The following is a 26918-nucleotide window of genomic DNA, read 5'->3' as shown; positions in this document are numbered from 1 at the left end:
ACGCCATATACTGAGGTCACTGATTACATTAACAGGTAGCCTAAAATGGAAACAGCAGGAAAACTTTCGGCAAGCTATGTGGTTATCGGCGTTAAAGAAAAAATAGGGTATGGTTTTGGCGATTTCGCCTCTAATTTATCCTTCGGCTTCGTTTCTCTGTTCTTACTTTTTTTCTATACCAATATTTACGGCATTAGCGCCGTACAGGCGAGCCTGATCTTTGTTATTGCCCGCGTGGTTGATGCGGCCTTTAATATTCTTATTGGTTTTGCCATCGATAAAACCCACAGCCGCTACGGTAAGCTTCGACCCTGGTTGTTGTATGGTTCAATTCCGCTCGGCTTCTTAACGGTGCTCTGCTTTGTGCCTTTCGGCGGTGAGGCCAAATTCTACTTCGCACTGATTTCCTATACTATTTATTGCCTGGCCTATACGGCGGTAAATACGCCTTATTCGGCGCTGACCAACCGTTTAACCCAGCATGAAGCCTCCCGTTCATCGCTGTCGGTATACCGGTTTGTCCTGGCGATTGTTGGCTATCTGATTGTGTCCACTACCGCGGACAGGCTGATTTCCCCGTTTAGCGATAAACAGCTGGGGTACGTCTTCGCCGTCTCATGCTTTGCGCTGCTGGCGACGTTTTTGTTCCTTGCCTGCTTCGGGATGACCAAAGAGCGCGTTGGTGAAGAAGAGGAAGAGACTCCGGCGCCAACGCTGAGGGAAATGTTGAAGGCGGTGGCAGGCAACGCGCCGCTAATTAACCTTTCCATGTTCACCGTCTTTTTTTATATTGCCTATACCGTGTGGATGGCGATCGCTATTTACTTTATCAAATATATCATTGGTAGCGAAGGCTTTACCTCCACCTTCTTTATGATTCAGTCGGCGGCTTATATTGTCGGTACCGTTATTTCGGAAAAAATCATTGCGTTGATAGGTAAAAAGAAAATGACGCTGGTGGCGCTGTTGATCGGCATTGCGGGCGTACTGATGCAATATTTTATCGCTGGCGACAATATCTGGCTGATCATGACCGGCGTGTGTCTGTACAGTATTACGCTGGGGATGGGCTTTGTTTCAATGTGGTCAATGATTGCCGATACCGTGGAATATGCCGAGTGGCACCATGGGGTGCGCACCGAAGGCGCAATTTACGGTTTCTTTAATTTCATCACCAAAATAGCGATGGCCATCGGCGGCGGCTGCGCGGGCTGGATGCTGGACTATTACCACTATGACGCGGGCAACATTACCGCCAGCGCGATTAACGGCATTAACGTACTGATGACGCTATTTCCCGGCGCGATGTTTGCGCTCAGCGCACTGTTTGTCGCCTGCTATTCGCTGGATGAAAAAACCTATCGCGATATTGTGCAAAAAATCAGCCTGCGCAAACAGAACGCGCTTTAACCTCAGGGAGCCAGAGAGATGAATAACGATTTTAACACCACCCTCGCCGCGATGAGCGCGGAAGAAAAAGTGGCGCTGCTGACCGGCAGCGGCCTGTGGCGGACGGCCTCGCTGCCGCAGCACGGTATCGAAGATATCATTATGACCGACGGCACCTACGGCGTGCGCTACAGCAGCGCGCAGATTGATGGCCGGGAAAAGTGGAGCATGGATGATTTTATCTCGGTCATCACCCAAACCGCAGACCAGGCCAGCGCGGAAGAGCCCGCCGCGAAAGGGGGGAGTGAGGCGCTATTCAGCACTTCGCTACCGGCGACCTGCTTTCCTAATGGTTCCAGCCTGGCCTGCAGCTGGGACGTGGAGCTGGTGCATCAGATGGGGGAAGCGCTGGGGCGGGAGTGTCAGCAAATGGGCGTCGGGATCCTGCTCGGGCCGGGGATTAACATTCGCCGTACGCCGCTGGCCGGGCGAGGCTATGAATATTACGCCGAAGACCCGGTGGTCAGCGGCGATATTGCCGCTGCGCTGATCAACGGCCTGCAGCAGGAGGGGGTTGGCGCCAGCCTGAAACACTTTGCGGCGAACAACTCGGAGTACCGCCGCACGGAAATGGATTCGATTATTGAAGAACGGGCGCTGCGGGAAATCTATCTGGCGGGTTTCCAGCGCGCGATTGCGAAATCCCGGCCGTGGACGGTGATGTCTTCCTACAATCGTCTTAACGGCGTGCAAACCTCCCAGGATCCGTTTTTGCTCACTCAGGTTTTGCGCGATGAGTGGGGATATGAAGGGCTGGTGATGTCCGACTGGTACGGTATTAAAGATCGCCCCGCATCGCTGATGGCGGGTAACGATCTGGCGATGCCCGAAACCCGCCGCGATAAACAAACTCTGCTGGCGGCGATTGAAGCCGGAGAGGTGCCGATGGCGGTGGTGGACCGCGCCTGTCTCCGCATGCTGGAACTGCTCGACAAGGTCCAGCGCCATCGCCGCCCGCAAACGCGAGCCGATTTTACGGCGCACCACGCGCTGGCGCAGCGGCTTGCCGGTGAATCCATTGTCTTGCTGAAAAATGAAGATAATCTGCTGCCGCTGCGTCCGGAGAAAACGCCGCGCGTCGCGGTGCTGGGTAAACCGGCTCAGGAGCCGGTGATCCAGGGGTCCGGATGCGCGACCACGGTGCCGTATCTGCTCGATCGGCCGCTGGATGAAATTTTTGACCTCGCCGGCGATGACTTCAGCGTCTCCTGGGCCGTGGGCGCGCCGGACGATCTGCGCTGCGATGAACAGGCGCTGGCGCAGGCCTGCCGCGTCGCGCAGGAGGCCGACGTGGCGGTGATCTTCGTCAGCACCGCCGTAGGTGAAGATGGCGAAAACGGCGATCGTCAGGATCTGCATATTCTGCCGGTGCACGAACGGTTAATTCGCGAAGTGGCGACGGTCCAGCCGAATATCGTGGTGGTGCTGGCGAATAGCGATGCGGTGGTGATGCCGTGGCTCGGCGAGTGCAAAGCGCTGCTGGAAACGTTCTTTGCCGGGCAAGGGATGGGGCGCGCGGTGGCGGAAATCCTCTTCGGCCAGCGTAACCCCTGCGGCAAACTGACGGTAACGGTACCTAATTCCCTGGAGGAAACGCCGGCCTGGCTGCACTATCCGGGCGAAAACCTGCGTCATCATTACGGAGAAGGGCTTTTTGTCGGCTATCGCTATTATGATAAACGTCGTATGACACCGCAGTTTCCGTTTGGCTTTGGCTTAAGCTATACCCGGTTTGCGTACGATAATATCGCGCTGTCAGCCCGCCGTGCAGGTGCAGGCGAGACGCTTACCGTGTCGTTCGACCTGACCAACTGCGGAGAGTATGCGGGCAAAGAGATCGTCCAGCTGTACGTTAGCGCGCCGAAGGGGGAGCTGATTCGCGAAGTGCAGTCATTAAAAGCGTTCAGCAAAGTGGCGCTGGCCGCCGGAGAGACCCGTCGCGTGAGCCTGCAGCTGCCCATTGGCGAGCTGGCCTGTTATCATCCGGGCCTGGGTGATTGGGTCGTGACGCCGGGCATCTGGCAGGTTCGCGTCGGCGCCTCATCCCGGGATCTGCCGTTGATCGCGGAGATTGAGGTAGATTGTCCGCAGCGGTACGTCCCGCTGCGCGATGATAACTCTCTACAACAGCTGATCCAGCAGCCGGAGGCCTTTGCTCGCGTAGTGAAGCTGATTGCCGATAAGAGCCAGATGCCGGCGGAGCAGGTGCGTGAAAAACTGATTCGCCTGGCGCCGGATCTGTTCTGCGGGCTGCTGATTGCGCTGACCGAATTCCTGGCGCTGGATATCGAACGCGACGAGCTTAACGCCGTGCTGGCCGGCGCTCATCATTGCCAATGACAGGAGAGTGCGCATGTTTCCTTTTTCAGTGACTCACCCTCGCTCGGTCACCCAGAGCGGACGACAAACGGCGAACAGCGGCTACGAGCTGATTGCCTTTGACGCGGAGAAGCTGAACGTGTTTGCCGCGGAGGTTCGCTACTGCGAGCCTCACTGGCATCCGGCTCCGGAGCTGATTACCGTGCTGGCGGGGCGATTTACCCTCGTCGTCGGCCAGCAAAGCCTGGAGCTGGCGCAGGGAGACATGCTGTATATCAATGCCGAAGAGGTCCATTCGCTGAGCGCCGAGGAGGCGGGCAGCCAGCTGCTCACCGTACAGTTTTCCCCCGGCCTGTTTGATGAACTTCATCCCTCGCCGCAGCTGGACTGGAGTACCTGCGGACGACCTTACTCTCCGGCAGACAGCGAGGTACGCCAGCGGCTGGCGAGGCTACTGGAACAGCTGATCGATAACCACGCGCCATTTCAGCGTATCGCGGCGATTTATCTGCTGCTGGATGCGGTCGTCTCCGCCGGAAAGCCGACGCGACGCGGCGAAAGCTCGCTGCGCGACGAGGCGATGATCAAAAAAGGCATTGATTTTATCAATCAACACTTTGATCAGCCGCTGACGCTGAGCGAGGTCGCCTGCCATAGCGGGATGAGCTACTCCTGGTTCTCGCGGCTGTTCAAAAAGGTGAGCCGGTATAATTTTAAAGAGTATCTGACGCTGGTGCGGCTAAATAAAGCCCGCACCCTGCTGCGCGATACCCGCACCCCGATCACGGAGATTAGCCACAGCTGCGGCTTTCAGGAACACAAGTATCTGATCGCCGCCTTTAATAAATACTGCGGCGTCACGCCAACCGAATACCGCAAGCGCTTCGTCTCGCGGCAAAATATGCGCGAAAGCGAACTGGCGCTGGGGGAGGATTGCCTGTGCCTGCCGCTGAATCATGCGCTGCTCAAGCGGCTGGCGGCTAGTAGTCGATCCCCATCTGCGCTTTGATTCCGGCGTCAAAGGCGTGCTTCACCGGGCGCAGCTCGCTGACGGTATCGGCCAGTTCGGTAATCTCACGGTGGCAGCCGCGGCCGGTAATAATCACCGTCTGGTGCGCCGGGCGGTTGCGCAGCGCGGTAAGCACCTCTTCCAGCGGCAGGTAATCATAAGCCACCATGTAGGTTAGCTCGTCCAGCAAAACGAGGTCGAGGCTTTCATCAGCCAGCATGCGGCGCCCGTGCTCCCAGACCGCGAGGCAGGCGGCTGTATCGCTTTCGCGATCCTGCGTATTCCAGGTAAAACCGGTCGCCATCACCTGAAACTCAACGCCGTGCGGCTCAAGCAGGTTGCGCTCGCCGTTTGGCCAGGTACCTTTAATAAACTGCACGACGGCGGCTTTTTTACCGTGCCCGACGGCGCGGGTGACGGTGCCAAAAGCGGCGGTGGTTTTGCCTTTACCGTTACCGGTAAAGACGATCACGATGCCGCGCTCTTCCTGCGCGGCGGCGACGCGAGCGTCAACTTTATCTTTTACCCGCTGCTGGCGTTCGCGGTGGCGTTCATCACTCATTGTGCGATTCCTGGTTTGCGGCCCGGCTGGGCGTCAAAGGTCATTCCCGTTTTGCGACGACTGTCGTCGCCCATCAGCCACAGGTAAACCGGCATGATATCAGCGGGGGTTTTCAATTTTTGCGGATCTTCCGTCGGGAACGCATTGGCGCGCATTTTGGTGCGGGTGCCGCCTGGGTTAATGCAGTTGACCCGCAGATGGCGGTTCTGATACTCCTCGGCCAGCACCTGCATCATGCCCTCGGTGGCGAATTTCGACGCGGCGTAAGCGCCCCAGTTCGCGCGTCCCTGGCGGCCGACGCTGGAAGAGGTAAAGACCAGCGAACCCGATTCGGATTTAAGTAATAAAGGAAGCAGCGCCTGGGTGAGTATAAAGGTGCCGTTCACGTTCACCTGCATCACCTGCTGCCATACTTCCGGCTTTTGTTGATCCATCGGGCACACGTCGCCCAACAGACCCGCGTTGTGCAGCACCCCGTCGAGGCGCGGGTAGTGGATGGCTATTTTCTGCGCCAGCTGCTGGCACTCCTGCGGCGTGCAGGTTAACAGGTCGAGAGTAAACCAGCGGGCGGGAATGCCGCCCGCCTGCTGAATTTCGTGCGCGACGCTGCGCAGCTTTTCTTCGTTGCGGCCGACCAGGATAACGCTGGCGCTATAGCGGGAATAGGTCAGGGCGGCTTCACGGCCAATGCCGTCGCTGGCGCCGGTAACCAGGATGATGCGGTCCTGTAACAGGTGACGTTGCGGTTGATAGTGCACGGCGACTCCTCGGGCGATCTGCTGACGATCGCGCTTGCTGTTCGGTATCTCACTTTTGCGCTTTATGCCTGAAAGCGCCCGCTATTGCAATCGGCGAAGCGGAAACTCTTCGCGGAATTAATATCTTGCAACGATTTCATCGTCGCTGAAAAAAACAGGAAGGCGCCTCGCGTGCGACACAAAGCACAAAGACTTCTCGCCGACGGCTGATGTACACTGTGCGCCAACGTCAGCGGTTTACACAAGGTGAAAACGTGGAATTACTTGCTCAATATGGCCTGTTTTTGGCCAAAATCGCGACCATCGTTGTCGCAATTGCGGTTATCGTCGCCATTATTGTTAACCTGACTCAGCGCAAAAAACAGCGCGGCGAGCTGCGGGTCACCAATCTTAGCGAGCAATATAAGGAGATGAAGGAAGTGCTGGCGGTTTCGTTGCTCGATGGGCCGCAACAGAAGCTGTGGCATAAAGCGCAAAAGAAAAAGCTCAAGCAGGAAGCAAAGGCGTCAAAGGCGCGGGCGAAGCTCGGCACACCGGAGCCGGACGTCAAACCGCGCGTTTGGGTGCTGGATTTTAAAGGCAGTATGGATGCCCATGAAGTCAGCAGCCTGCGCGAAGAAATCACCGCCGTTCTGGCGGCGGCAAAAGCGCGCGACCAGGTCGTCATTCGCCTTGAAAGCCCAGGCGGCGTGGTTCACGGTTACGGCCTGGCGGCTTCACAGCTGCAGCGCCTGCGCGACAAGCAGATCCCGCTAACGGTCGCGGTCGATAAAGTCGCGGCCAGCGGCGGCTATATGATGGCCTGCGTGGCGAACAAAATCGTCAGTGCACCCTTTGCTATCCTGGGCTCTATTGGCGTTGTGGCGCAAATTCCCAACATCAATCGCTTCCTGAAAAATAAAGATATCGACATTGAGCTGCATACGGCCGGGCAGTACAAACGCACCCTGACGATGCTGGGTGAAAATACCGAAGAAGGGCGGCAGAAATTTCGCGAAGACCTCAACGATACTCATCGGCTATTCAAAGATTTTGTCCACCAGATGCGCCCCGGGCTGGATATCGAGCAGGTAGCGACGGGTGAACACTGGTACGGCGTTCAGGCGCTGGAAAAAGGACTTGTGGACGCGGTGGAAACCAGCGATGAACTTCTGCTGGGGCTGATGGATAAGCACGAGGTTATCAGCGTGCGCTATCAGCAGCGTAAGAAAATGCTCGAGCGGTTTACCGGCAGCGCGGCGGAAAGCGCCGATAAACTTCTGCTGCGCTGGTGGCAGCGCGGGCAAAAGCCGCTGATGTAAACAAACAACGCGAGGCTTCGGCCTCGCGTTGTTGTCATGGCCCTGCAGGCAGCGGTTAATCCGCCAGGTGGTACTTATCAGACAGCTCGTGTGCGAGGTATTTAAACATATTAAATACCGCCGTACTCTTCGCCGTTGGCAGACCCTGCTCGTCAAGATAGAACTCGCCGCTGAACACCAGCACGCCGTTACGCTGAACGACGTCGGTGGCCTCGATCCCGGCTAACGTATCTTCATGTTCGCGAATGAGTTTGTTGGCTTTTTCCAGAAGCGTCTGGCGATCGATGGGTTGGGTTGTACCTTGCATAAATGCCTCCTGTGTTTCTTCGCGGCTAGTCTACGCCGCGCGGCGGCGAGGGGCAAATTTTCCATTGATCTTGCAGGGGTAATCGCAGAAGCCTAATAAACATCAGTTTAGTGGCGGGATTTGCTTTTGCATGCTAATAAAGTTGCGTAACGAATTTTATCAGGTACAGTGTGACGCTTTCAGCGATCTGGCAACAGATTTGCTTGACATTCGGCCAAAAATTATTCGTGCTATGTCGCCTGGCGAGAAAAAGCCAGCAAACTCAGCTATCTGGTTTTATGGATGCGAAACCGGTGCAAGGGGTTGATATCCATCGATAACGACGCAACATAGGTTGTGACGTGTCGCCAGTGGATGGTGAATCAATGTGCGATGTATTCCTGGATGAATCAAATTAGGTAAAGGTGAATATGGGTAAAGCTCTCGTTATCGTTGAGTCCCCGGCAAAAGCCAAAACGATCAATAAGTATCTGGGTAATGACTACGTGGTTAAGTCCAGCGTCGGTCATATCCGCGATTTGCCGACCAGTGGCTCAGCTTCCAAAAAGAGCGCCGACTCTACCTCCACCAAAGGGGCTAAAAAGCCTAAGAAGGATGAACGCGGCGCTCTGGTCAACCGTATGGGCGTGGACCCGTGGCATGACTGGAATGCGCACTATGAAATACTCCCGGGTAAAGAAAAGGTCGTTTCTGAACTCAAACAGTTGGCGGAAAAAGCTGACCACATCTATCTCGCAACCGACCTTGACCGCGAAGGGGAAGCCATCGCATGGCACCTGCGGGAAGTTATCGGCGGTGATGAACAGCGCTATAGCCGCGTGGTGTTCAACGAGATCACGAAGAATGCGATTCGTCAGGCTTTCGAAAAGCCGGGCGAACTGAATATTGACCGTGTCAACGCTCAGCAGGCGCGCCGTTTTATGGATCGCGTGGTGGGCTACATGGTCTCTCCACTGCTGTGGAAAAAAATTGCCCGCGGTCTGTCAGCAGGCCGCGTCCAGTCGGTTGCGGTGCGTCTGGTGGTCGAGCGCGAGCGCGAAATTAAAGCGTTCGTTCCGGAAGAGTACTGGGAAGTTGACGCCAGCACCACGACCCCTGGCGGCGATGCGTTACCGCTGCAGGTCACGCATAACGGCGATAAGCCGTTCCGTCCGGTAAACCGTGATGAAACCATGGCGGCGGTCGCGCTGCTTGAGAAAGCCAGCTACAGCGTGCTGGAGCGTGAAGATAAGCCGACCAGCAGCAAGCCGGGCGCGCCGTTTATCACCTCCACGCTGCAGCAGGCCGCCAGCACGCGTCTTGGCTTCGGCGTGAAGAAAACCATGATGATGGCGCAGCGTCTCTACGAAGCGGGCCACATTACCTATATGCGTACCGACTCGACGAACCTGAGCCAGGACGCGCTGAGCATGGTGCGCGGCTACATTGGCGACAACTTCGGTAAGAAATATCTGCCAGAGAGCGCGAATCAGTACGCCAGCAAAGAAAACTCGCAGGAAGCGCACGAGGCGATTCGTCCATCCGACGTCAACGTGCTGGCCGAAACGTTAAAAGATATGGAATCTGATGCGCAGAAACTGTATCAGCTGATCTGGCGCCAGTTTGTCGCCTGTCAGATGACGCCTGCGCAGTACGACTCCACCACGCTGACGGTGAAAGCCGGCGATTTCAAACTGAAAGCCCGCGGCCGTACGCTGCGCTTTGACGGCTGGACCAAAGTAATGCCAGCCCTGCGTAAAGGCGATGAAGACCGTACTTTACCGATGGTCAATAAGGGCGACAGCCTGAGCCTGGTCGAGCTGACCCCTGCGCAGCACTTTACCAAGCCGCCGGCGCGTTTTAGCGAAGCCTCGCTGGTTAAAGAGCTGGAAAAACGCGGCATCGGTCGTCCGTCTACCTATGCGTCGATCATTTCGACCATTCAGGATCGCGGCTACGTGCGGGTGGAAAACCGCCGCTTCTATGCGGAAAAGATGGGCGAAATCGTCACCGATCGTCTGGAAGAGAACTTCCGCGATCTGATGAACTATGATTTCACCGCGCAGATGGAAGACCGCCTCGACCAGGTGGCTAACCATCAGGCCGAGTGGAAGCAGGTCCTCGACAGCTTCTTCGGAGACTTTACCTCGCAGCTGCAGACGGCAGAGAAAGATCCGGAAGAGGGCGGCATGCAGCCGAACCCAATGGTGCTGACCACCATCGACTGCCCAACCTGCGGGCGCAAGATGGGGATCCGTACCGCCAGCACCGGCGTATTCCTCGGCTGCTCGGGCTACGCGCTGTCGCCAAAAGAGCGCTGTAAAACCACCATTAACCTGGTGCCGGAAAACGAAGTGCTCAACGTGCTGGAAGGCGATGACGCTGAAACCAACGCGCTGCGCGCTAAACGCCGCTGTAAAAAATGCGGCACGGCGATGGACAGCTACCTCATCGATCCGAAGCGCAAGCTGCACGTCTGCGGTAATAACCCGACCTGCGATGGCTACGAGATCGAAGAGGGCGAGTTCCGCATCAAGGGCTATGACGGCCCGATCGTTGAGTGTGAAAAATGTGGCTCCGAAATGCACCTGAAGATGGGGCGTTTTGGTAAGTATATGGCCTGCACCAACGACGAGTGTAAAAACACCCGTAAGATCCTGCGTAACGGGGAAGTGGCGCCGCCGAAAGAAGATCCGGTGCCGCTGCCGGAGCTGCCGTGCGAGAAATCGGACGCTTACTTTGTTCTGCGCGATGGCGCGGCGGGCGTCTTCCTGGCCGCCAACACCTTCCCGAAATCGCGCGAAACCCGCGCGCCGCTCGTGGAAGAGCTGTACCGCTTCCGCGACCGCCTGGCGGAGAAGCTGCGCTATCTGGCCGATGCGCCGCAGCAGGATCCGGAAGGCAACAAAACGATGGTGCGTTTTAGCCGTAAAACTAAGCAGCAGTACGTTGCCTCAGAGAAAGACGGCAAAGCCACCGGCTGGTCAGCTTTCTATATAGATGGCAAATGGACTGAAGCAAAGAAGTAACTGCTATCATCTGATAAAAGGGCCGCGCTGCGGCCCTTTTTTGACATCACATGTTGTTGATATCCAAGATATTACTCTGTTCCTCCTCTCGCCTTATAACCGCCTTATTATTTTTTGTTAGTATCTATACACTGTAGATATAAATGATATAGTGGTTATAGCTAATCCCTTTTTTATTATCTTATCGTCTTATACATCACCGTCATCAGGATACGTTGTGGCGCCAACACGGCGAGTCGCAGGGAGGTTCGGGCTAGCCCGTCCACCGCCAAGTGACCTGAGCGTAAAATGTATTAAGCGGGTTTATTTTACGTGCTATCGGATATCAGCCATGAAACTACAGCAGCTCCGCTATATCGTTGAGGTTGTTAACCATAATCTGAACGTCTCCTCCACGGCCGAAGGCCTGTACACCTCACAGCCGGGCATCAGCAAGCAGGTTCGCATGCTGGAGGATGAGCTGGGAATTCAGATTTTCGCCCGCAGCGGCAAACATTTGACCCAGGTCACGCCCGCAGGCCAGGAGATCATACGCATCGCTCGCGAGGTCCTGTCGAAGGTCGATGCGATCAAATCGGTAGCGGGTGAGCATACCTGGCCTGATAAGGGGTCGCTGTACGTAGCAACTACCCACACCCAGGCCCGCTACGCGCTACCGGGCGTTATCAAAGGCTTTATCGAACGCTATCCCCGCGTCTCCTTGCACATGCATCAGGGGTCGCCAACGCAAATCGCCGAGGCGGTGTCGAAAGGCAATGCTGACTTCGCTATCGCGACCGAAGCGCTTCATCTTTATGATGATTTGGTGATGCTGCCGTGCTACCACTGGAACCGCTCCGTGGTCGTCACGCCAGAGCATCCGCTGGCGTCGCGAGAGTCGGTATCGATTGAGGAGCTGGCGCAATATCCGCTGGTGACTTATACCTTCGGCTTCACCGGCCGCTCCGAACTGGATACCGCCTTTAATCGCGCCGGCTTAACGCCGCGCATCGTTTTCACCGCCACCGACGCCGATGTGATTAAAACCTATGTGCGTCTGGGCCTTGGGGTAGGGGTAATTGCCAGCATGGCGGTGGATCCGGTTTCCGACCCGGACCTGGTGAAGCTGGACGCCAATGGTATTTTCAGCCACAGCACCACGAAAATAGGTTTCCGTCGCAGTACCTTCTTGCGAAGCTATATGTATGATTTTATTCAGCGATTTGCGCCGCATCTGACCCGGGATGTGGTCGATACCGCCGTTGCTTTGCGCTCAAATGAAGATATTGAAGCGATGTTCAAAGATATTAAATTACCGGAAAAATAACCACAGAAAAAATAATGGCATCCTCTCGGGGATGCCAAAGCCTATAATGGCCTGAAATGGAATATCTAAACCTCGTCTGAATCACAATTTTCGTTAACTCCTCGTACCACATTTGCAAATATACCTGCCGCGATCAAATTAATGATGAAAGATATCTGCTGAAAAGCGAATTCACTGGATTAATAGCCAATCCATAATTAAGATTTATCTGTGGTTAGTAATTCTTAGCGATTGGTGGTGAAAAAATGATTAGTGATATCGATTATATGAAGTTTGCGATGTCACAGGAACGTGACAAGACTGAGATAGATCCAGTTTTGAGAAGTAAGGCCTGGAGCGCCGTTATCCTTGGGCTTGCGATGTTCTGGAGCGTCATTGCTCTGGTTGTCTGCAACGTTTGGTTACTAAGCTAGAGCACCTTCCAGTCACAGCGGTTATGTCAGTTTTATGACAAGTGAATTATTGAGAATTATTTGTATCTGATAAAATAGCGGTAATAAGGAGGATATAATTTTTCCCTTTTTAGACTCGCTCGATAAATTTTCTCTATTGGACTAATCGCCAGAATAATGGCGATTAGTCTTTCTTTGTACTCGTGTACTAATACGACGCGCTCGCCGACGCAAAACTGACTTCTTCAATCCTTCTCAATATATCCGCCCTCATTATTCAAATTTCCTGTCTTAATGCGTTACGCCTATTTTAGCAATTTGGGTTGTTATCAAAATGTTACATCAAAGATGTGTTATCTTTAATAATGACCCTGAGGAGGATCAGGGGATGCTATCCCTAAGGTAAAGGAGGAGCTATGTCGTCAACCCTACGAGCAGCCAGTAAGGATACGCTCCAGGTTAAAGATAAAACCTGGCATTACTACAGCTTACCGCTGGCCGCTAAACAACTGGGCGATCTCTCGCGCTTGCCCAAATCGCTCAAAGTGCTACTGGAAAACCTGCTGCGCTGGCAGGACGGCGATTCCGTGACCGCTGAAGATATTCATGCCCTGGCCGGATGGCTGAAGCATGCCCATGCCGACAGGGAGATTGCCTACCGTCCGGCGCGCGTCCTGATGCAGGACTTTACCGGGGTTCCTGCCGTGGTGGACCTGGCGGCGATGCGCGAAGCGGTCAAACGCCTGGGCGGCGATACCGCCAAAGTGAACCCGCTTTCTCCTGTCGACCTGGTCATTGACCATTCGGTTACGGTAGACCGTTTCGGCGATGATGATGCCTTTGAAGAAAACGTCCGGCTTGAGATGGAGCGTAACCATGAGCGCTATGTCTTCTTACGTTGGGGACAACAGGCTTTCAGCCGCTTCAGCGTAGTACCGCCGGGTACCGGTATTTGCCACCAGGTAAACCTCGAATACCTTGGCCGGGCGGTGTGGAGCGAACAGCAAAACGGCGAGTGGGTGGCTTTCCCCGACACCCTGGTCGGCACCGATTCCCATACCACGATGATTAACGGTTTAGGCGTTCTGGGCTGGGGCGTCGGCGGTATCGAAGCGGAAGCCGCCATGCTCGGTCAGCCGGTTTCCATGCTGATCCCGGACGTTGTTGGCTTCAAGCTGAGCGGCAAGCTGCGTGAAGGCATTACCGCGACGGACCTGGTCCTGACGGTCACCCAAATGCTGCGTAAACACGGCGTTGTGGGTAAGTTTGTTGAATTCTACGGCGATGGCCTCGATTCTCTGCCGCTGGCGGACCGCGCGACGATTGCCAATATGTCGCCGGAGTATGGCGCGACCTGCGGCTTTTTCCCGATCGATGCGGTAACGCTTGACTATATGCGTCTGACCGGCCGCAGCGAAGAGCAGGTGGCGCTGGTAGAGGCCTATGCGAAAGCGCAGGGTATGTGGCGTCAGCCCGGAGATGAACCGGTATTCACCAGCACGCTGGCGCTGGATATGGGAACCGTTGAAGCCAGCCTGGCCGGGCCGAAACGCCCGCAGGACCGCGTAGCGCTCGGCGATGTGCCCCAGGCCTTTGCCGCCAGCACCGAGCTGGAAGTTAATCACGCGCAGAAAGATAAACGGCCAATTGACTACACGCTGAACGGACAGCAGTATTCGCTGCCTGACGGCGCGGTGGTGATTGCCGCCATTACCTCCTGTACTAACACGTCGAACCCCAGCGTCCTGATGGCCGCCGGCTTGCTGGCCAAAAAAGCCGTTGAGCGGGGGCTGAAACCGCAGCCGTGGGTTAAAGCGTCGCTGGCTCCCGGGTCGAAGGTCGTTTCCGACTATCTGGCCCACGCAAAGCTGACGCCGTATCTTGATGAACTGGGCTTCAATCTGGTCGGCTATGGCTGTACCACCTGCATCGGTAACTCCGGACCGCTGCCGGACCCGATCGAGCGCGCAATCAAGCAGGGCGATCTGACCGTCGGGGCTGTGCTCTCCGGGAACCGCAACTTTGAAGGACGTATTCATCCGCTGGTAAAAACCAACTGGCTGGCGTCGCCGCCGCTGGTGGTTGCCTACGCCCTGGCGGGGAATATGAATCTCGACCTGACCCGTGAGCCGTTAGGGACGGGTAAAGATGGTCAGCCGGTGTATCTGAAGGATATCTGGCCGAGCGGAATCGAAGTCGCGCAGGCGGTTGAGCAAGTCTCAACGGAGATGTTCCGTAAAGAGTACGCCGAAGTGTTTGAAGGGACAGCCGAGTGGAAGGCGATTAAAGTGGATCGCTCTGATACCTACGACTGGCAGGATGATTCCACCTACATTCGCCTGTCGCCGTTCTTTGATGAGATGGGCGTTGAGCCTAAACCGGTAGAGGATATTCACGGCGCGCGCATTCTGGCCATGTTGGGCGACTCGGTTACCACCGACCATATCTCCCCGGCGGGCAGCATTAAAGCCGACAGCCCCGCGGGCCGTTATCTGCAAAATCACGGCGTCGAACGCATCGATTTTAACTCCTACGGCTCCCGTCGCGGCAACCATGAGGTGATGATGCGCGGGACGTTTGCCAATATTCGTATTCGTAACGAAATGGTCCCCGGCGTGGAAGGGGGGATGACCCGTCATCTTCCTGATAGCCAACCCATCGCTATTTACGATGCCGCTATGCTCTACAAAGCGGAGGGCACGCCGCTGGCGGTGATCGCAGGCAAAGAGTACGGTTCCGGCTCCAGCCGCGACTGGGCGGCTAAAGGACCGCGTTTGCTCGGCGTCAGGGTGGTGATTGCCGAGTCTTTCGAGCGCATCCACCGCTCCAACCTGATTGGGATGGGGATTTTACCGCTGGAATTCCCGCAGGGGGTGACGCGTAAAACGCTGGGACTGAGCGGCGAGGAGCGGATAGATATCAGCAACCTGCAGGCTCTGCAGCCCGGTATGACGGTGCCGGTCACGCTGACGCGCGCTGATGGCCGGCAGGAAGTGATTGAGTGCCGCTGCCGCATCGATACCGCGACTGAGCTGACCTACTATCAGAACGACGGTATTTTGCACTATGTGATCCGCAATATGCTGTAAACCCGCGTCTGATATAAAAAGGGCCAGCACAGGCTGGCCCTTCATTTTTCAACGGAATTACTTGCTCAGCAGGTGCCCCATTTTGGCAGCCTTAGTATCCAGATAGTGGGCATTTTTCGGGTTTCGCCCCACAATCAGCGGCACGCGTTCCACAATGTTAATTCCCGCTTCAGTCAGAATTTCGACCTTCTTCGGGTTGTTGGTCAACAGGCGTACCTGGTCGACGTTGAGCAGCTTAAACATATCTGCGCACAGCGTGAAGTCGCGTTCATCGGCGGCAAAGCCCAGCTGATGGTTGGCTTCCACGGTGTCATAGCCTTGATCCTGTAACGCGTAGGCGCGGATTTTGTTCAGCAGACCGATATTGCGCCCTTCCTGGCGGTGATACAGCAGAATGCCGCGCCCCTCTTCGGCAATATGCGACAACGCCGCTTCCAGTTGAAATCCGCAATCACAGCGCAGGCTAAAAAGGGCGTCGCCCGTTAAACACTCAGAGTGTACGCGAGCCAGAACCGGGGATTGCCCCGAAATATCGCCAAATACCAGCGCGACGTGATCCTGCCCGGTTGCCAGTTCTTCAAAACCCACCATGAGAAAATCGCCCCATGGGGTTGGCAGTTTGGCTTCTGCCACACGTTTAAGCTGCATGTGATTCTCCAGATTCTATCAGCACCTGACTGTGCTTCTGTTTGCCGCTATTTTGCCACAATGGCGCGACGTTCTCCTAATTGCGTAGGGTTAGCTGCGCGCAAAGCGCACAAACGAACTACTTTCCGTTATGATATTGAGGTTAATGAATAAGGAGACGAGATGCTGTTGATTGCCAGACGAACCGCCGTTGGCGCGGCCCTGTTATTAATCATGCCTGCTGCGATCTGGATTTCGGGCTGGAAATGGCATCCCGGGCTGTCGGCAGGGACGATGAAGCTGCTGTACTGGGTGACCGAAACGGTGACGCAGCCATGGGGCATCATTACGCACGTTATCTTATGCGCCTGGTTTCTGTGGTGCCTGCGTTTTCGTCTGCGAGCGGCGATAATGCTGTTTCTCATTCTGGCCGCAGCGATACTGGTTGGGCAGGGAATGAAGACGTGGATTAAAAGCCGCGTCCAGGAGCCTCGTCCCTTTGTCATCTGGCTGGAGCAGACGCAGCAGGTGCCGGTCACGCAATTCTACGCGTTGAAACGCAAAGAACGCGCTAAACTGGTGCATGAGCAGCTGGCGCAAGAGCAGCAAATCCCCGGATTTTTGCGCAAGCACTGGCAAAAAGAGACCGGCTTCGCTTTCCCATCTGGCCATACGATGTTCGCTGCCAGCTGGGCGCTGCTCGGCGTTGGTTTGCTGTGGCCGCGGCGTCGCTGGGTCACCCTGGCGCTGCTGCTAACGTGGGCGACGGCGGTGATGGGCAGCCGCCTGGCGCTGGGCATGCACTGGCCGCAGGATCTGATCGTCGCAACGCTGATTTCCTGGCTACTGGTGACCCTGGCGACCTGGCTTGCCCAGCGGTTCTGCGGCCCGCTATCGCCGCCGGGAGAAGAGGCGCAGGATATTAAAAAAAGGGCGGCAGCGCCGGAATAATGTTGATATTACCCCTGTCAGGCCGCATATCCTGTACTGGTGTCATGCATTTCCATTTCACCGCTGCGGCGAAAATGGTACTTTATAGGGCTGAACGCGGGATTTTTTCGCGCAACCCACAGAACGGGAAGTCATGTGAAATATTTTCTTATTTTCTTACTGGTGTTAGCCATCTTCGTCATTTCAGTGACGCTGGGCGCGCAGAATGACCAGGTGGTCACGTTCAACTATCTCCTCGCGCAGGGTGAGTTCCGTATTTCGACGCTGCTGGCCGTGCTTTTTGCTGCCGGTTTTGCTATCGGCTGGCTGATCTGCGGTCTTTTCTGGCTGCGCGTTCGCGTCTCTTTGGCGCGCGCTGAGCGTAAAATTAAGCGTCTGGAGCATCAGATCGCGCCAGCCAGCGCTACGCCTGCGGAAGCCGGTGTTCCTGCGGTGAAGGAATAATCATTTATGCTGGAGTTGTTGTTTCTGCTTTTGCCCGTTGCCGCAGCGTATGGCTGGTACATGGGGCGCAGAAGTGCACAACAGTCCAAACAGGACGATGCGAGCCGTCTGTCGCGTGACTACGTTACAGGGGTCAACTTCCTGCTGAGCAATCAGCAGGATAAAGCCGTCGATCTGTTCCTCGATATGCTGAAAGAGGATACCGGCACCGTCGAAGCCCATCTGACGCTGGGCAACCTGTTCCGCTCGCGCGGTGAAGTTGACCGCGCTATCCGCATCCACCAGAGCTTAATGGAAAGCGCCTCGCTGACTTACGACCAGCGCCTGCTGGCGGTTCAGCAGCTGGGGCGCGATTATATGGCCGCCGGGCTCTACGATCGGGCGGAGGGGATGTTCAAACAGCTGGTGGATGAAACGGATTTTCGCCTGAGCGCCCTGCAGCAGCTGCTGCAAATTTATCAGGCAACCAGCGACTGGCAGTCGGCGATAGAAGTGGCCGAGCGTCTGGTTAAGCTGGGGAAAGAGAAACATCGCGGCGAAATCGCCAATTTCTGGTGTGAATTGGCGCTGCAGCAAATGGCGGGCAACGATCTGGATAAGGCGATGGCGCTGCTGAAAAAAGGCGCCGCGGCAGATCGCAACAGCGCTCGCGTCTCCATCATGATGGGTCGGGTATGGATGGAGAAGGGCGACTATGCCAAGGCGGTAGAGAGCCTGGAGCGGGTGATTGAGCAGGATAAAGAACTGGTGGGTGAAACCCTGGAGATGCTGCAAACCTGTTACCAGCAGTTAGGGAAAACCGACGAGTGGGAAGCATTTTTGCGCCGCTGCGCGGAGGAAAATACCGGCGCGACGGCCGATCTGATGCTGGCGCAGATCCTCGAACAGCGGGAAGGGGTTGACGCCGCGCAAAACTACGTGACTCGCCAGCTGGAGCGCCATCCGACGATGCGCGTTTTCCATAAGCTAATTGATTACCACATCAATGAAGCCGAAGAGGGGCGCGCGAAGGAGAGCCTGGGGGTGCTGCGCCACATGGTGGGCGAGCAGGTCCGCAGCAAGCCGCGCTACCGCTGCCAGAAATGCGGCTTTACCGCCCATACGCTGTACTGGCACTGTCCATCCTGCCGGTCGTGGTCAACCATTAAGCCCATTCGCGGACTCGACGGGCAGTAATTTTAAAAAAAAGCCGCACTTTAGTTACAACATACTTATGGATTATTATGTCCGTCTCCTCCGGCTACGGCTATTAAGGCGTCCGGCAGGGAGGGAAATGCAGCCTGTTATTTTCGGCTTATCGCAGGTAGAATGCTGCCCGTTTACCTTTTTTGCGCCGAACCGGCGCTCATCAACAATTAAGGTCCGGTCATGACGTCTACTGCTACATCTTCTTCCCGCGTTGTCACATCCTCTCCCATCGTCGTTGCTCTCGATTATGATAACCGTGATAAAGCGCTGGCGTTTGTCGACCGTATCGACCCGCGCGACTGCCGGCTCAAGGTTGGTAAAGAGATGTTCACCCTGCTGGGGCCGCAGTTTGTTCGCGACCTGCACCAGCGCGGTTTTGAGATTTTCCTCGATCTAAAGTTTCACGATATCCCGAATACCACGGCGCGTGCGGTCGCCGCAGCGGCAGAGCTTGGCGTCTGGATGGTTAACGTTCATGCCTCCGGCGGCGCGCGTATGATGACCGCCGCACGTGAGGCCCTGCTGCCCTTCGGAAAAGATGCGCCGCTATTAATTGCGGTAACGGTGTTAACCAGCATGGAAGCCAGCGATCTGCAGGATCTGGGCATTACGCTATCTCCGGCGGACCACGCCGCGAAGCTGGCGGCGCTGACCCAGCGCTGCGGGCTGGATGGCGTTGTCTGTTCGGCGCAGGAGGCGGTTCGCTTTAAACAAGAGCTGGGCCAGGCGTTCAAGCTGGTGACGCCTGGCATTCGTCCGCAAGGTAGCGACGCGGGTGACCAGCGGCGCATTATGACGCCGGAACAGGCGCAGGCGGCGGGGGTAGATTACATGGTGATCGGTCGTCCGGTAACGCAGTCTGCCGATCCGGCCGCCACCCTGCGCGGTATCAACGCATCGTTGAATAAGGGGGTATGATGAGCGACTCCAACAGTCGTCTGGTTTATTCAACGGACAGCGGTCGTATTGATGAGCCCAAAGCGGTACAGGCGCGTCCGAAAGGGGACGGTATCGTACGTATCCAGCGCCAGACCAGCGGGCGCAAGGGGAAGGGCGTGTGTCTGATTAGCGGAATAGATGAAAGTGACGACGCGCTGGCTAAGCTGGCTGCCGAGCTGAAAAAGAAATGCGGCTGCGGCGGGGCGGTAAAAGATGGCGTGATTGAGATTCAGGGCGATAAGCGTGACTTGCTCAAATCGCTTCTGGAAGCCAAAGGCATGAAGGTTAAGCTGGCTGGCGGTTGATTAATAATAAGGCCACGATAAATATCGTGGCCTTTATTTTTGTGCTGGTGTACTGGTCAGCAAATATAAACTTTCATTTTATTGTTCGTGGTTAATATTATTTACCCACCTGGTGGCCGATAATCCCGCCGACTGCTGCGCCGCCGAGGGTACCCAGGGTGCTGCCGTCCGTTAATACCGCACCGCCCAGTGCACCGGCACCTGCGCCGATAGCGGTGTTACGGTCGCGTTTAGACCAGTTAGAACAAGCGCTCAGAGACATTGCAACAGTGACGGCCAGAACCACAGCGGCCATTTTTTTGTTCATTGAAGTCATCATTTTTTTTCTCCTGAATAATCTATTCATGGATACAACTTCCCTTAAGCATAGCTTGTTACGCCAGCCCGGGGGGTATTCCATGAAGCTTTAGTTGCGCAGGTGTTGCTCTATTCACGCAGGTGATAGTTACTTCCTGTTATATCGCTAACATTAATTCTACTTTCTATAAATTTTTCAGGCAGGTAAAAAGTCTGAATTCAGGTGTCAGAAAAGTCTCAGACCAGGGCGATGCCGGGGAGAGCCCGGCAAAGCGGCGGTAAGGCAGAAATAAGGATCAGGGATGGTTAACGATATCGACGGCTAAACCGCACTGGGTTAACTGGTTGCGCACGGCATCATTGAGATTATCATCGGTGATAATGCGGTTGAAGCGCCCTATCGGGCCGAGCGGATAGGGATGAACCACGTTGAATTTCGAGCTATCGCTCAGCACAATCGCTTCACAGCCCTTTTCAAGCACCGCGTTGACCACGTCAGCACGCATCATATCCCGTCCGGTAAATCCGGTTTCAGCCTGCCAGCCGTCAATGCCAATAAAGGCCTTGCTGAAGTGGACCTGCTGAATAAACTGGCGGGTTAGCGGACCCACCATGCTTTCACTGCGCTTTTGATAGATCCCGCCCAGCAGGATGACTTCTCCGGGCGTCTCTTTCAGCAGATGCGCAATATAGCTGCTGACGGTGATGATAGTGATATCGCCGCGTTCGGCAAGCGTACGGGCGAGCAGGGCGTTGCAGCTCCCGTTTTCGATAAACACCGTTTCCCCGGACGAAACGAGCGTAGCGGCCCGCGCAGCCAGCTCTCGCTTAATGGCGAAGTTGGTCATCATGCGGGTTTCCACATCTTCACTATCCAGCGGAACGGCGAAGCCGTGGGTACGCCGCAGGTAGCTCTGTTTCTCGAGTGAATTCAGATCCTGGCGAATGGTGACTTCAGAGACACCGGTCATCTTCGCGAGATCGGCCACGCTCATACGGCCTTTATCGATGACCATTTGCAAAATACTTTGTTGTCGGGCGTTCATAGCAACTTCGCAGTTAAGGGCTATTTGGGCGCGATCGGCCCTGGATGGCCGATGGCGACGATGAAGATTATCAAATTTCCCACGGCGCTTTAGGCTGACCGGGTTTATTTTCCTGCTCGTCGCTGGAAAGCGCCTGCAGTTCAGCTTTCAGAATTTCCAGATTATGGATTGCGGAGTGATAATCCCCGGCAACCAGAATATCCAGCACGGTATCGATTCGTTGGGCGAGCAGGCGGGCATTCAGATCTGACATGGCGTTATCCTGGTTACAAATGTGAATAAAATCAATGATGCTAAAAACGGATGAAAAAGAGAAGCGAAAAAAACGCACAAACTAACTCATCTACAATGATTCGTGGGCAACGCGCAGAAAAACAACGGGAAGGGCTAAAATGCGGCTCCATATAAGGGAGCCGCACAGGTGAACTATCAGGCGGCTGGACGCGCAATCACGCTACGGGTTTCCATGCGCACTTCGGCAATCGTGACGTCGATAACATCCGTGACTTTGTAGACGACTTCGCCTTTGATCTGCACGGTGCCGTTTTCCTGGCTGCACACCAGTTCATCGCGCACGGCGTGAAGGAACGGCGCCGGGATAAAGGCAACCGCGCCGTTATCAACCAGACGCACGCGCATGCCGCCGCGGCTGACATCGATAATCTCAGCTGCAAACCGGGTAGTGGTGCCGGCCTGCGGATTCAGATAGCGGGCGTACAGCCAGTCTCCAACATCGCGCTCCGCCATGCGGTTGAGGCGACGGCGTTCAGCCATTTGGATCGCAACGTCATCCTGCGGACGGGAGATCGCTTCCCCTTTGATAATCGCTTTCAGCAGACGATGGTTAATCATATCGCCGTACTTACGGATCGGGGAAGTCCAGGTCGCATAGGCCTCAAGACCCAGGCCGAAGTGCGGACCCGGCTCGGTGCTGATTTCCGCAAACGACTGGAAGCGACGAATACGGCTATCGAGGAAACCAGACGGCTGCGCGTCCAGCTCGCGACGCAGCTTGCAGAAGCCTTCCAGCGTCAGCACTTCCACCGGGTCAACGTGCACATCGTGAGTCTTCAGTAAGGCCGCGAGCTGCTCGGTGTTGGCCGGATCGAAACCGGTGTGGACGTTATAAACGCCGAAACCGAGTTTGTCGCGCAGCACGCGGGCGGCACAGATGTTGGCGGCAATCATTGACTCTTCAACGATGCGGTTGGCGATACGACGCGGTTCGGCGACGATATCCAGCACTTCACCCTTGTCGCCAAGCACAAAGCGGTAATCCGGGCGGTCCTTGAATACCAGCGCGTGGTTTTTACGCCATTCGCTACGACGCAGGCAGGCCTCCTGCAGCAGCTTAATTTGCTGGGCGATAGTCTCGCTTCCCGGCTGCCAGCCACCGTTATTTTCCAGCCAGTCGGAAACATCATCGTAGGCCAGCTTCGCTTTCGACTCGATGGTCGCCGCGAAGAACTGAATATCATCTTCGATGGCGCCGTCATCCGCGAGGATCATGCGGCAGGCCAGAACCGGGCGAACCTCGTTGGGGCGCAGAGAGCAGAGGTCGTCCGAGAGCTCGCGCGGCAGCATCGGAATGTTGAAGCCCGGCAGATAGTTAGTAAAGGCGCGAATTTTCGCCGCGTTGTCCAGCTTGCTGCCTTCGGCAATCCACGCGGTCGGATCGGCGATAGCGACGGTCAGATGCAGCTTGCCGTCAGCGGTTTGCTCAACGTACAGCGCATCGTCCATATCTTCGGTGCTGGCGCTGTCGATGGTCACGAAAGCCAGGGCCGTTAAATCACGGCGTTCCAGACCTTCATCAAGCATCTCGGTCGCCACGCCGTCCGGCGCTTCTTTTTCCAGATTATGACGCGCCAGGGTGACCCACCATGGAACGAAATGATCGTCGCCGTAGGTAATGTACTGGGTGAGCTCAGCGTAGAAACCGCGGTCGCCTTTCAGCGGATGACGGCGCATTTCGGCAACGGCCCAGTCACCCTCTTTAAAATCATGCTCTACGCCGCGCGCGGCGCGGCAAGGAATGGCATCTTTCAGCAGCGGATGGTCAGGAACGATGGAAAGACGATCGTCTTTCTTATGAACTTTGCCGACAAAACGCGTCAGGAACGGCTCAACCAGTTCTTCAGGCTCAGCGCTTTCGCGTTCCTTTTCAGTATTGACCACGGCGATAATACGATCGCCATGCATCACTTTTTTCATTTGCGGCGGCGGAATGAAATAGCTTTTCTGCGAGTCGACTTCGAGGAAGCCAAATCCTTTTTCCGTCCCCTTAACGACCCCTTCAACGCGCGGAGTCTGGGAATGCAGTTGCTGTTTAAGCTGCGCTAGCAGCGGGTTGTCCTGAAACATAATTTCGTATTTTCGTGGCTAAAAGAGCGGCTGACATTTTTACGCGAATATGCCTGCCGCAGCAAGCGCTGTTTCAGCATTTTACGTCTCCTGACGTACATTCCCGAGGGCGATTTTCAGCCGATTCATCCAACCGCACAGCCCGCACCAGGCGAGTAGATCGATAGCCGCGCTACGGGAAAGCCCGTAATCAGTGAGGGGAGTTAGCTGGGCGGCGCTGAAACGGTCGGGCGCGCGGGTCAAAAGCTGTACGGATTGTAGAAGCTGGCGTTCCATTGACGGGTTGTCTCCCCATGGCTGGACGCCGGATTCATTACCACGCAAAGCGTCCGTGAGATCGGCTAAATCTGGACATCGCGAGGCCCACGCGTTAAAGCAACTGATGCTGCCATTAATTCGCGCAGCGATCAGTGCCACCTGCGCGGCGAACGGTTGCCGATCGCTGAGGTGGGTCAGGAGCTGTTCCAGCAGAGCCAGAGGAGGTTCCTGAGCCGCCAGCAGCGGGGCCAGTTCAAACAGGCCCGGATGTTTTCGCCAGTTCGCTAAAAGAGACTGGCGCTCATCGTCGGCATAGCGTAAGTCTGCGTCGTCAAGTCCAGGCTGCCAGTCACTCTCCCTCGTGACGAAAAGCGCTTCCGGGGCATCTTCCTGCTGCGGCATGCCGGGGATCCAGCGCACCGGGTAATCCAGCGCGGCATGGAAGGCGGCGATAGCGCGGGCCTGGAAGCTGATAAAGCCAATAATCTGATTGATAAGGATAATATCGCGACTGGTCAGGCCGACTTCGTCCAGCTGGCTGCGGGCGAGCGCGTTGATCAGCGAAGGAGAGCTCGCGAGCTGACGCGCATACTGGGTAATTTGCGCCAGACGACGGTTGCTCTCACGCGAGGAGTCCGGGCCGGGAAGCGGCGCCAGGCGAGCGGCGTAGTGATTACACAGGCGCTGTACGCCATAAACCTGGGCGACGGTCAGCGCCGTACTTAGCCGGTCATAGGCGCTAAATGTCTGTAGACGGTTAACCGTCACTGACGCGGGAAAGAGGGCATCTGCCAGCCGACGGGCCGGCGTAAGCCAGCGCGCATGCGCCTCGAGCAGCTCCCGGGGGAGAGTCAGATCGAGTAGAAAACGATCTTCGACATGGGCGGCTTCAGGGACGAGCGGCAATACATCCACCGGGCAGATTGTTGACTGGGTCTCATGATACCAGTGGTTTTTGCCGTTAACGCGGCGTTGCTCCATGGGCGTTCCTTGTTCGGTATGTGGCAAACCGCCGTTTCGCGGTCATGCTATGCGGAACTATCCTGGCTTAACCCTGGAGCGGGAGAAAATATTGATCCGTGCTAACAAATAGCGGATTGGAATAACAGAAGGAAAGCGCGGGGGAAATACCCCTCCTCGCGGGCGCGAGGAGGGTAACGAACTTATTTCAGTTCCAGCTCGTTCATGGCGGCGATGCTGAAGCCGCCGTCAACGTGAACGACTTCGCCGGAGATGCCGGCAGACAGGTCGGAGCACAGGAATGCTGCGCTGTTGCCCACGTCTTCAGTGGTGACGGTGCGACGGATCGGGGTGACCGCTTCGCAGTGCGCCAGCATCTTACGGAAATCTTTAATACCGGAAGCCGCCAGGGTACGGATCGGACCGGCAGAGATGGCGTTAACGCGAACGCCTTCCGGGCCCATGGCGTTCGCCATGTAGCGCACGTTAGCTTCAAGAGAGGCTTTCGCCAGACCCATCACGTTGTAGTTCGGGATGGCGCGCTCTGCGCCCAGGTAGGAGAGCGTCAGCAGGGCGGAGCCCGGGTTCAGCATACCGCGGCAGGCTTTCGCCATCGCCACAAAGCTGTAGGCGCTGATATCGTGAGCAATTTTGAAACCTTCACGAGTGACCGCGTTAACGTAGTCGCCGTCCAGCTGGTCTGCCGGCGCAAAGCCGATAGAGTGAACGAAACCGTCGAACTTCGGCCACACTTTTGCCAGCTCGGTGAACAGAGACTCGATGCTCTCATCTTCCGCGACATCGCACGGCAGGACGATATTAGAGCCCAGCGCGGCGGCAAATTCTTCCACACGACCTTTCAGTTTTTCGTTCTGATAGGTGAACGCCAGTTCAGCCCCTTCACGGTGCATGGCTTGCGCGATGCCGTAGGCGATGGACAGTTTGCTGGCAAGGCCAGTCAACAGAATGCGCTTACCGGAAAGAAAACCCATAGCTTTTAATCCTTATCGTTATTGCGTATTTTTACTTTAACAATCATTTGGTTAGCATTGTTATTTCAAAATAACTCAAATTTAGCCGGGAATTATATCCCACTGACGACCCCTTGTGTCACGATATTTTTCAGCCATTCGCCACGTCATATCGCGCTTTGGCTACCGCGTATACAAGAGTATACCATCGGATATGACGGCGACCTGGCGCTAGCCCCGTGCAAATTACGCCTCGGTTTATTTACCGTCTTTACGCCAGGCATCGGCAGTCAGCGCCTCGCCGAAATGGCCGGCAATCAGGCGTTTTGTCAGCTCGTGCAGCGGAGACGCCAGAACGTCGGCGGTGCTGCCGCGTTCGACCACTTCGCCCTGATGCATCACCAGCACCTGATCGCTGATGTGCTTCATCATGCCCAGATGCTGAGTCACGTATATGTAGGAGATACCCTGTTTTTCCTGCAGCTCCAGCATCAGGTTTATCAGTTGCGAGCGCATTGACATATCCAGCGACGCCAGCGCTTCATCGCAGACGATGACCTTCGGACGCAGGATCAGCGCGCGCGCCAGGCCCAGACGCTGTTTCTGCCCCGGCGCCAGCATATGCGGGTAGTAGCTGACGTGGTCCGGCAGCAGGCCAACCATTCGCAACGTTTCGATAATCTGCTTCTGCCGCGCCTCGGGTTCAAGGTCAGTGTTCAGACGCAGCGGAAAATCGAGGATTTGCGAAATACGCTGCCGCGGATTGAGCGAGGTCGACGGATCCTGAAAGATCATGCGAATCTTCTGGCTGCGGAAAGAGTAATCGCCAAACGCCAGCGGGCGATCGTCAATCAGCAGTTCGCCGGTGCTGGGCTCGACCATTCCGGCGAGCATTTTTGCCAGCGTTGACTTGCCGGAGCCGTTCTCGCCGATAATCGCCAGCGTCTGGCGCTCGCGCAGGGTAAAGCTTAACGGCTTAACCGCCTCCACCGTTTGCCGATGAAACCAGCCGGTGCGGTAGCGAAAGGTCTTACTCAGATTGCGCACTTCAAGCAATGTTTCGACCAT

General features: G+C 56.0%; 24 protein-coding genes. 13 read left to right on the top strand and 11 right to left on the bottom strand.

Annotated features, from left to right (window positions below; genetic code table 11):
• Positions 1–45 precede the first annotated feature (45 nt).
• Genes ABLU96_RS25075 through ABLU96_RS25065 form a run of 3 tightly spaced genes read left to right on the top strand, consistent with a single transcriptional unit; the run spans position 46 to position 4777 of the window.
• A complete protein-coding gene (locus ABLU96_RS25075; protein WP_014229008.1) occupies positions 46–1410 on the top strand; it encodes a glycoside-pentoside-hexuronide (GPH):cation symporter in 1365 nt (454 codons plus the stop codon).
• A gap of 18 nt (positions 1411–1428) precedes the next feature.
• The gene (locus tag ABLU96_RS25070) at positions 1429–3789 is read left to right on the top strand and encodes a glycoside hydrolase family 3 C-terminal domain-containing protein (protein ID WP_032749451.1); all 2361 of its coding nucleotides are present in this window, start codon (positions 1429–1431) and stop codon (positions 3787–3789) included.
• 13 nt (positions 3790–3802) lie between these two features.
• Positions 3803–4777 carry an AraC family transcriptional regulator gene (locus ABLU96_RS25065; protein WP_048261838.1) on the top strand — a complete coding sequence of 325 codons (975 nt, stop codon included), beginning with the start codon at positions 3803–3805 and terminating at the stop codon, positions 4775–4777.
• Here the strand turns inward: ABLU96_RS25065 and cobO are convergent.
• A complete protein-coding gene (cobO, locus tag ABLU96_RS25060; protein ID WP_004850148.1) occupies positions 4749–5339 on the bottom strand; it encodes a cob(I)yrinic acid a,c-diamide adenosyltransferase in 591 nt (196 codons plus the stop codon). The two genes, ABLU96_RS25065 and cobO, sit on opposite strands and share 29 nt — an antisense overlap.
• A complete protein-coding gene (locus tag ABLU96_RS25055) occupies positions 5336–6097 on the bottom strand; it encodes a YciK family oxidoreductase (RefSeq protein WP_048261840.1) in 762 nt (253 codons plus the stop codon). Before ABLU96_RS25055 ends, cobO begins: the two co-directional genes overlap by 4 nt.
• Positions 6098–6351: 254 nt before the next feature.
• Between ABLU96_RS25055 and sohB the strand changes: the two genes are divergently transcribed.
• On the top strand, positions 6352–7398 hold the full coding sequence (gene sohB, locus ABLU96_RS25050) for a protease SohB (RefSeq protein WP_048261841.1): 1047 nt from the start codon (positions 6352–6354) through the stop codon (positions 7396–7398).
• 55 nt (positions 7399–7453) lie between these two features.
• Here the strand turns inward: sohB and ABLU96_RS25045 are convergent, their stop codons facing one another.
• Entirely contained in the window at positions 7454–7705 is a 252-nt protein-coding gene (locus ABLU96_RS25045) for a YciN family protein (protein ID WP_004101388.1), read from the bottom strand.
• A gap of 410 nt (positions 7706–8115) precedes the next feature.
• On the opposite strand from ABLU96_RS25045, the gene topA reads away from it, so the two are divergent.
• From topA to acnA, 4 genes are all read left to right on the top strand, one after another.
• The gene (topA, locus tag ABLU96_RS25040) at positions 8116–10713 is read left to right on the top strand and encodes a type I DNA topoisomerase (protein WP_014229012.1); all 2598 of its coding nucleotides are present in this window, start codon (positions 8116–8118) and stop codon (positions 10711–10713) included.
• A gap of 331 nt (positions 10714–11044) precedes the next feature.
• Positions 11045–12019, top strand: a complete 975-nt coding sequence (cysB, locus tag ABLU96_RS25035) for an HTH-type transcriptional regulator CysB (RefSeq protein WP_004121248.1) — start codon at positions 11045–11047, stop codon at positions 12017–12019.
• Positions 12020–12264: 245 nt separating this feature from the next.
• Complete coding sequence (locus tag ABLU96_RS25030; RefSeq protein ID WP_004121247.1) at positions 12265–12432, top strand: YmiA family putative membrane protein; 168 nt, start codon at positions 12265–12267, stop codon at positions 12430–12432.
• Positions 12433–12827: 395 nt separating this feature from the next.
• Entirely contained in the window at positions 12828–15500 is a 2673-nt protein-coding gene (gene acnA, locus ABLU96_RS25025; protein WP_025106987.1) for an aconitate hydratase AcnA, read from the top strand.
• 57 nt (positions 15501–15557) lie between these two features.
• Here the strand turns inward: acnA and ribA are convergent, their stop codons facing one another.
• On the bottom strand, positions 15558–16148 hold the full coding sequence (gene ribA, locus ABLU96_RS25020) for a GTP cyclohydrolase II (RefSeq protein WP_004121245.1): 591 nt from the start codon (positions 16146–16148) through the stop codon (positions 15558–15560).
• Positions 16149–16310: 162 nt separating this feature from the next.
• On the opposite strand from ribA, the gene pgpB reads away from it, so the two are divergent.
• From pgpB to yciH, 5 genes are all read left to right on the top strand, one after another.
• Positions 16311–17078, top strand: coding sequence for a phosphatidylglycerophosphatase B (gene pgpB, locus ABLU96_RS25015; protein WP_004850159.1), 768 nt, complete (start codon positions 16311–16313; stop codon positions 17076–17078).
• 135 nt (positions 17079–17213) lie between these two features.
• Complete coding sequence (locus ABLU96_RS25010; protein WP_014229014.1) at positions 17214–17522, top strand: LapA family protein; 309 nt, start codon at positions 17214–17216, stop codon at positions 17520–17522.
• A 6-nt stretch (positions 17523–17528) separates the two neighbouring features.
• Positions 17529–18698 (top strand): lipopolysaccharide assembly protein LapB, encoded by a 1170-nt coding sequence (lapB, locus tag ABLU96_RS25005; protein WP_004850164.1) that lies wholly within the window; start codon positions 17529–17531, stop codon positions 18696–18698.
• A gap of 192 nt (positions 18699–18890) precedes the next feature.
• Entirely contained in the window at positions 18891–19628 is a 738-nt protein-coding gene (gene pyrF, locus ABLU96_RS25000) for an orotidine-5'-phosphate decarboxylase (RefSeq protein ID WP_014229016.1), read from the top strand.
• Complete coding sequence (gene yciH / locus ABLU96_RS24995; RefSeq protein ID WP_014229017.1) at positions 19628–19954, top strand: stress response translation initiation inhibitor YciH; 327 nt, start codon at positions 19628–19630, stop codon at positions 19952–19954. The genes pyrF and yciH overlap by 1 nt, the downstream gene beginning before the upstream one ends.
• 97 nt (positions 19955–20051) lie before the next feature.
• Here yciH and osmB read toward each other — a convergent pair whose 3' ends face one another.
• The 7 genes from osmB to sapF form a co-directional block, all read right to left on the bottom strand.
• The gene (gene osmB / locus ABLU96_RS24990) at positions 20052–20270 is read right to left on the bottom strand and encodes an osmotically-inducible lipoprotein OsmB (protein ID WP_004139496.1); all 219 of its coding nucleotides are present in this window, start codon (positions 20268–20270) and stop codon (positions 20052–20054) included.
• 277 nt (positions 20271–20547) lie between these two features.
• Positions 20548–21297, bottom strand: coding sequence for a DNA-binding transcriptional regulator YciT (locus tag ABLU96_RS24985; protein ID WP_014229018.1), 750 nt, complete (start codon positions 21295–21297; stop codon positions 20548–20550).
• 70 nt (positions 21298–21367) lie between these two features.
• Positions 21368–21550 (bottom strand): hypothetical protein, encoded by a 183-nt coding sequence (locus ABLU96_RS24980; protein ID WP_004121231.1) that lies wholly within the window; start codon positions 21548–21550, stop codon positions 21368–21370.
• 176 nt (positions 21551–21726) lie between these two features.
• The gene (locus ABLU96_RS24975; protein WP_014229019.1) at positions 21727–23661 is read right to left on the bottom strand and encodes an exoribonuclease II; all 1935 of its coding nucleotides are present in this window, start codon (positions 23659–23661) and stop codon (positions 21727–21729) included.
• An 81-nt stretch (positions 23662–23742) separates the two neighbouring features.
• Positions 23743–24900 carry a CMD domain-containing protein gene (locus ABLU96_RS24970; protein WP_348862883.1) on the bottom strand — a complete coding sequence of 386 codons (1158 nt, stop codon included), beginning with the start codon at positions 24898–24900 and terminating at the stop codon, positions 23743–23745.
• A gap of 182 nt (positions 24901–25082) precedes the next feature.
• The gene (fabI, locus tag ABLU96_RS24965; protein ID WP_004121225.1) at positions 25083–25871 is read right to left on the bottom strand and encodes an enoyl-ACP reductase FabI; all 789 of its coding nucleotides are present in this window, start codon (positions 25869–25871) and stop codon (positions 25083–25085) included.
• Positions 25872–26108: 237 nt separating this feature from the next.
• Positions 26109–26918, bottom strand: coding sequence for a putrescine export ABC transporter ATP-binding protein SapF (gene sapF, locus ABLU96_RS24960; RefSeq protein ID WP_004850180.1), 810 nt, complete (start codon positions 26916–26918; stop codon positions 26109–26111).

Origin of the sequence: Klebsiella sp. CN_Kp106 (genome assembly GCF_040064575.1) — a bacterium.
Classification (GTDB): domain Bacteria; phylum Pseudomonadota; class Gammaproteobacteria; order Enterobacterales; family Enterobacteriaceae; genus Klebsiella; species Klebsiella michiganensis.
The sequence above is the reverse complement of the archived record's forward strand: the minus strand, read 5'-3'. Positions and strand labels throughout refer to the sequence as shown.

Excerpts from the sequence above, each read along its gene's own strand:
- ABLU96_RS25075 (WP_014229008.1), top strand. The coding sequence starts at position 46 with ATGGAAACAGCAGGAAAACTTTCGGCAAGCTATGTGGTTATCGGCGTT.
- ABLU96_RS25070 (WP_032749451.1), top strand. The coding sequence starts at position 1,429 with ATGAATAACGATTTTAACACCACCCTCGCCGCGATGAGCGCGGAAGAA.
- ABLU96_RS25065 (WP_048261838.1), top strand. The coding sequence starts at position 3,803 with ATGTTTCCTTTTTCAGTGACTCACCCTCGCTCGGTCACCCAGAGCGGA.
- cobO (WP_004850148.1), bottom strand. The coding sequence starts at position 5,339 with ATGAGTGATGAACGCCACCGCGAACGCCAGCAGCGGGTAAAAGATAAA.
- ABLU96_RS25045 (WP_004101388.1), bottom strand. The coding sequence starts at position 7,705 with ATGCAAGGTACAACCCAACCCATCGATCGCCAGACGCTTCTGGAAAAA.
- topA (WP_014229012.1), top strand. The coding sequence starts at position 8,116 with ATGGGTAAAGCTCTCGTTATCGTTGAGTCCCCGGCAAAAGCCAAAACG.
- cysB (WP_004121248.1), top strand. The coding sequence starts at position 11,045 with ATGAAACTACAGCAGCTCCGCTATATCGTTGAGGTTGTTAACCATAAT.
- ABLU96_RS25030 (WP_004121247.1), top strand. The coding sequence starts at position 12,265 with ATGATTAGTGATATCGATTATATGAAGTTTGCGATGTCACAGGAACGT.
- acnA (WP_025106987.1), top strand. The coding sequence starts at position 12,828 with ATGTCGTCAACCCTACGAGCAGCCAGTAAGGATACGCTCCAGGTTAAA.
- ribA (WP_004121245.1), bottom strand. The coding sequence starts at position 16,148 with ATGCAGCTTAAACGTGTGGCAGAAGCCAAACTGCCAACCCCATGGGGC.
- pgpB (WP_004850159.1), top strand. The coding sequence starts at position 16,311 with ATGCTGTTGATTGCCAGACGAACCGCCGTTGGCGCGGCCCTGTTATTA.
- lapB (WP_004850164.1), top strand. The coding sequence starts at position 17,529 with ATGCTGGAGTTGTTGTTTCTGCTTTTGCCCGTTGCCGCAGCGTATGGC.
- pyrF (WP_014229016.1), top strand. The coding sequence starts at position 18,891 with ATGACGTCTACTGCTACATCTTCTTCCCGCGTTGTCACATCCTCTCCC.
- yciH (WP_014229017.1), top strand. The coding sequence starts at position 19,628 with ATGAGCGACTCCAACAGTCGTCTGGTTTATTCAACGGACAGCGGTCGT.
- osmB (WP_004139496.1), bottom strand. The coding sequence starts at position 20,270 with ATGACTTCAATGAACAAAAAAATGGCCGCTGTGGTTCTGGCCGTCACT.
- ABLU96_RS24985 (WP_014229018.1), bottom strand. The coding sequence starts at position 21,297 with ATGAACGCCCGACAACAAAGTATTTTGCAAATGGTCATCGATAAAGGC.
- ABLU96_RS24980 (WP_004121231.1), bottom strand. The coding sequence starts at position 21,550 with ATGTCAGATCTGAATGCCCGCCTGCTCGCCCAACGAATCGATACCGTG.
- ABLU96_RS24975 (WP_014229019.1), bottom strand. The coding sequence starts at position 23,661 with ATGTTTCAGGACAACCCGCTGCTAGCGCAGCTTAAACAGCAACTGCAT.
- ABLU96_RS24970 (WP_348862883.1), bottom strand. The coding sequence starts at position 24,900 with ATGGAGCAACGCCGCGTTAACGGCAAAAACCACTGGTATCATGAGACC.
- fabI (WP_004121225.1), bottom strand. The coding sequence starts at position 25,871 with ATGGGTTTTCTTTCCGGTAAGCGCATTCTGTTGACTGGCCTTGCCAGC.
- sapF (WP_004850180.1), bottom strand. The coding sequence starts at position 26,918 with ATGGTCGAAACATTGCTTGAAGTGCGCAATCTGAGTAAGACCTTTCGC.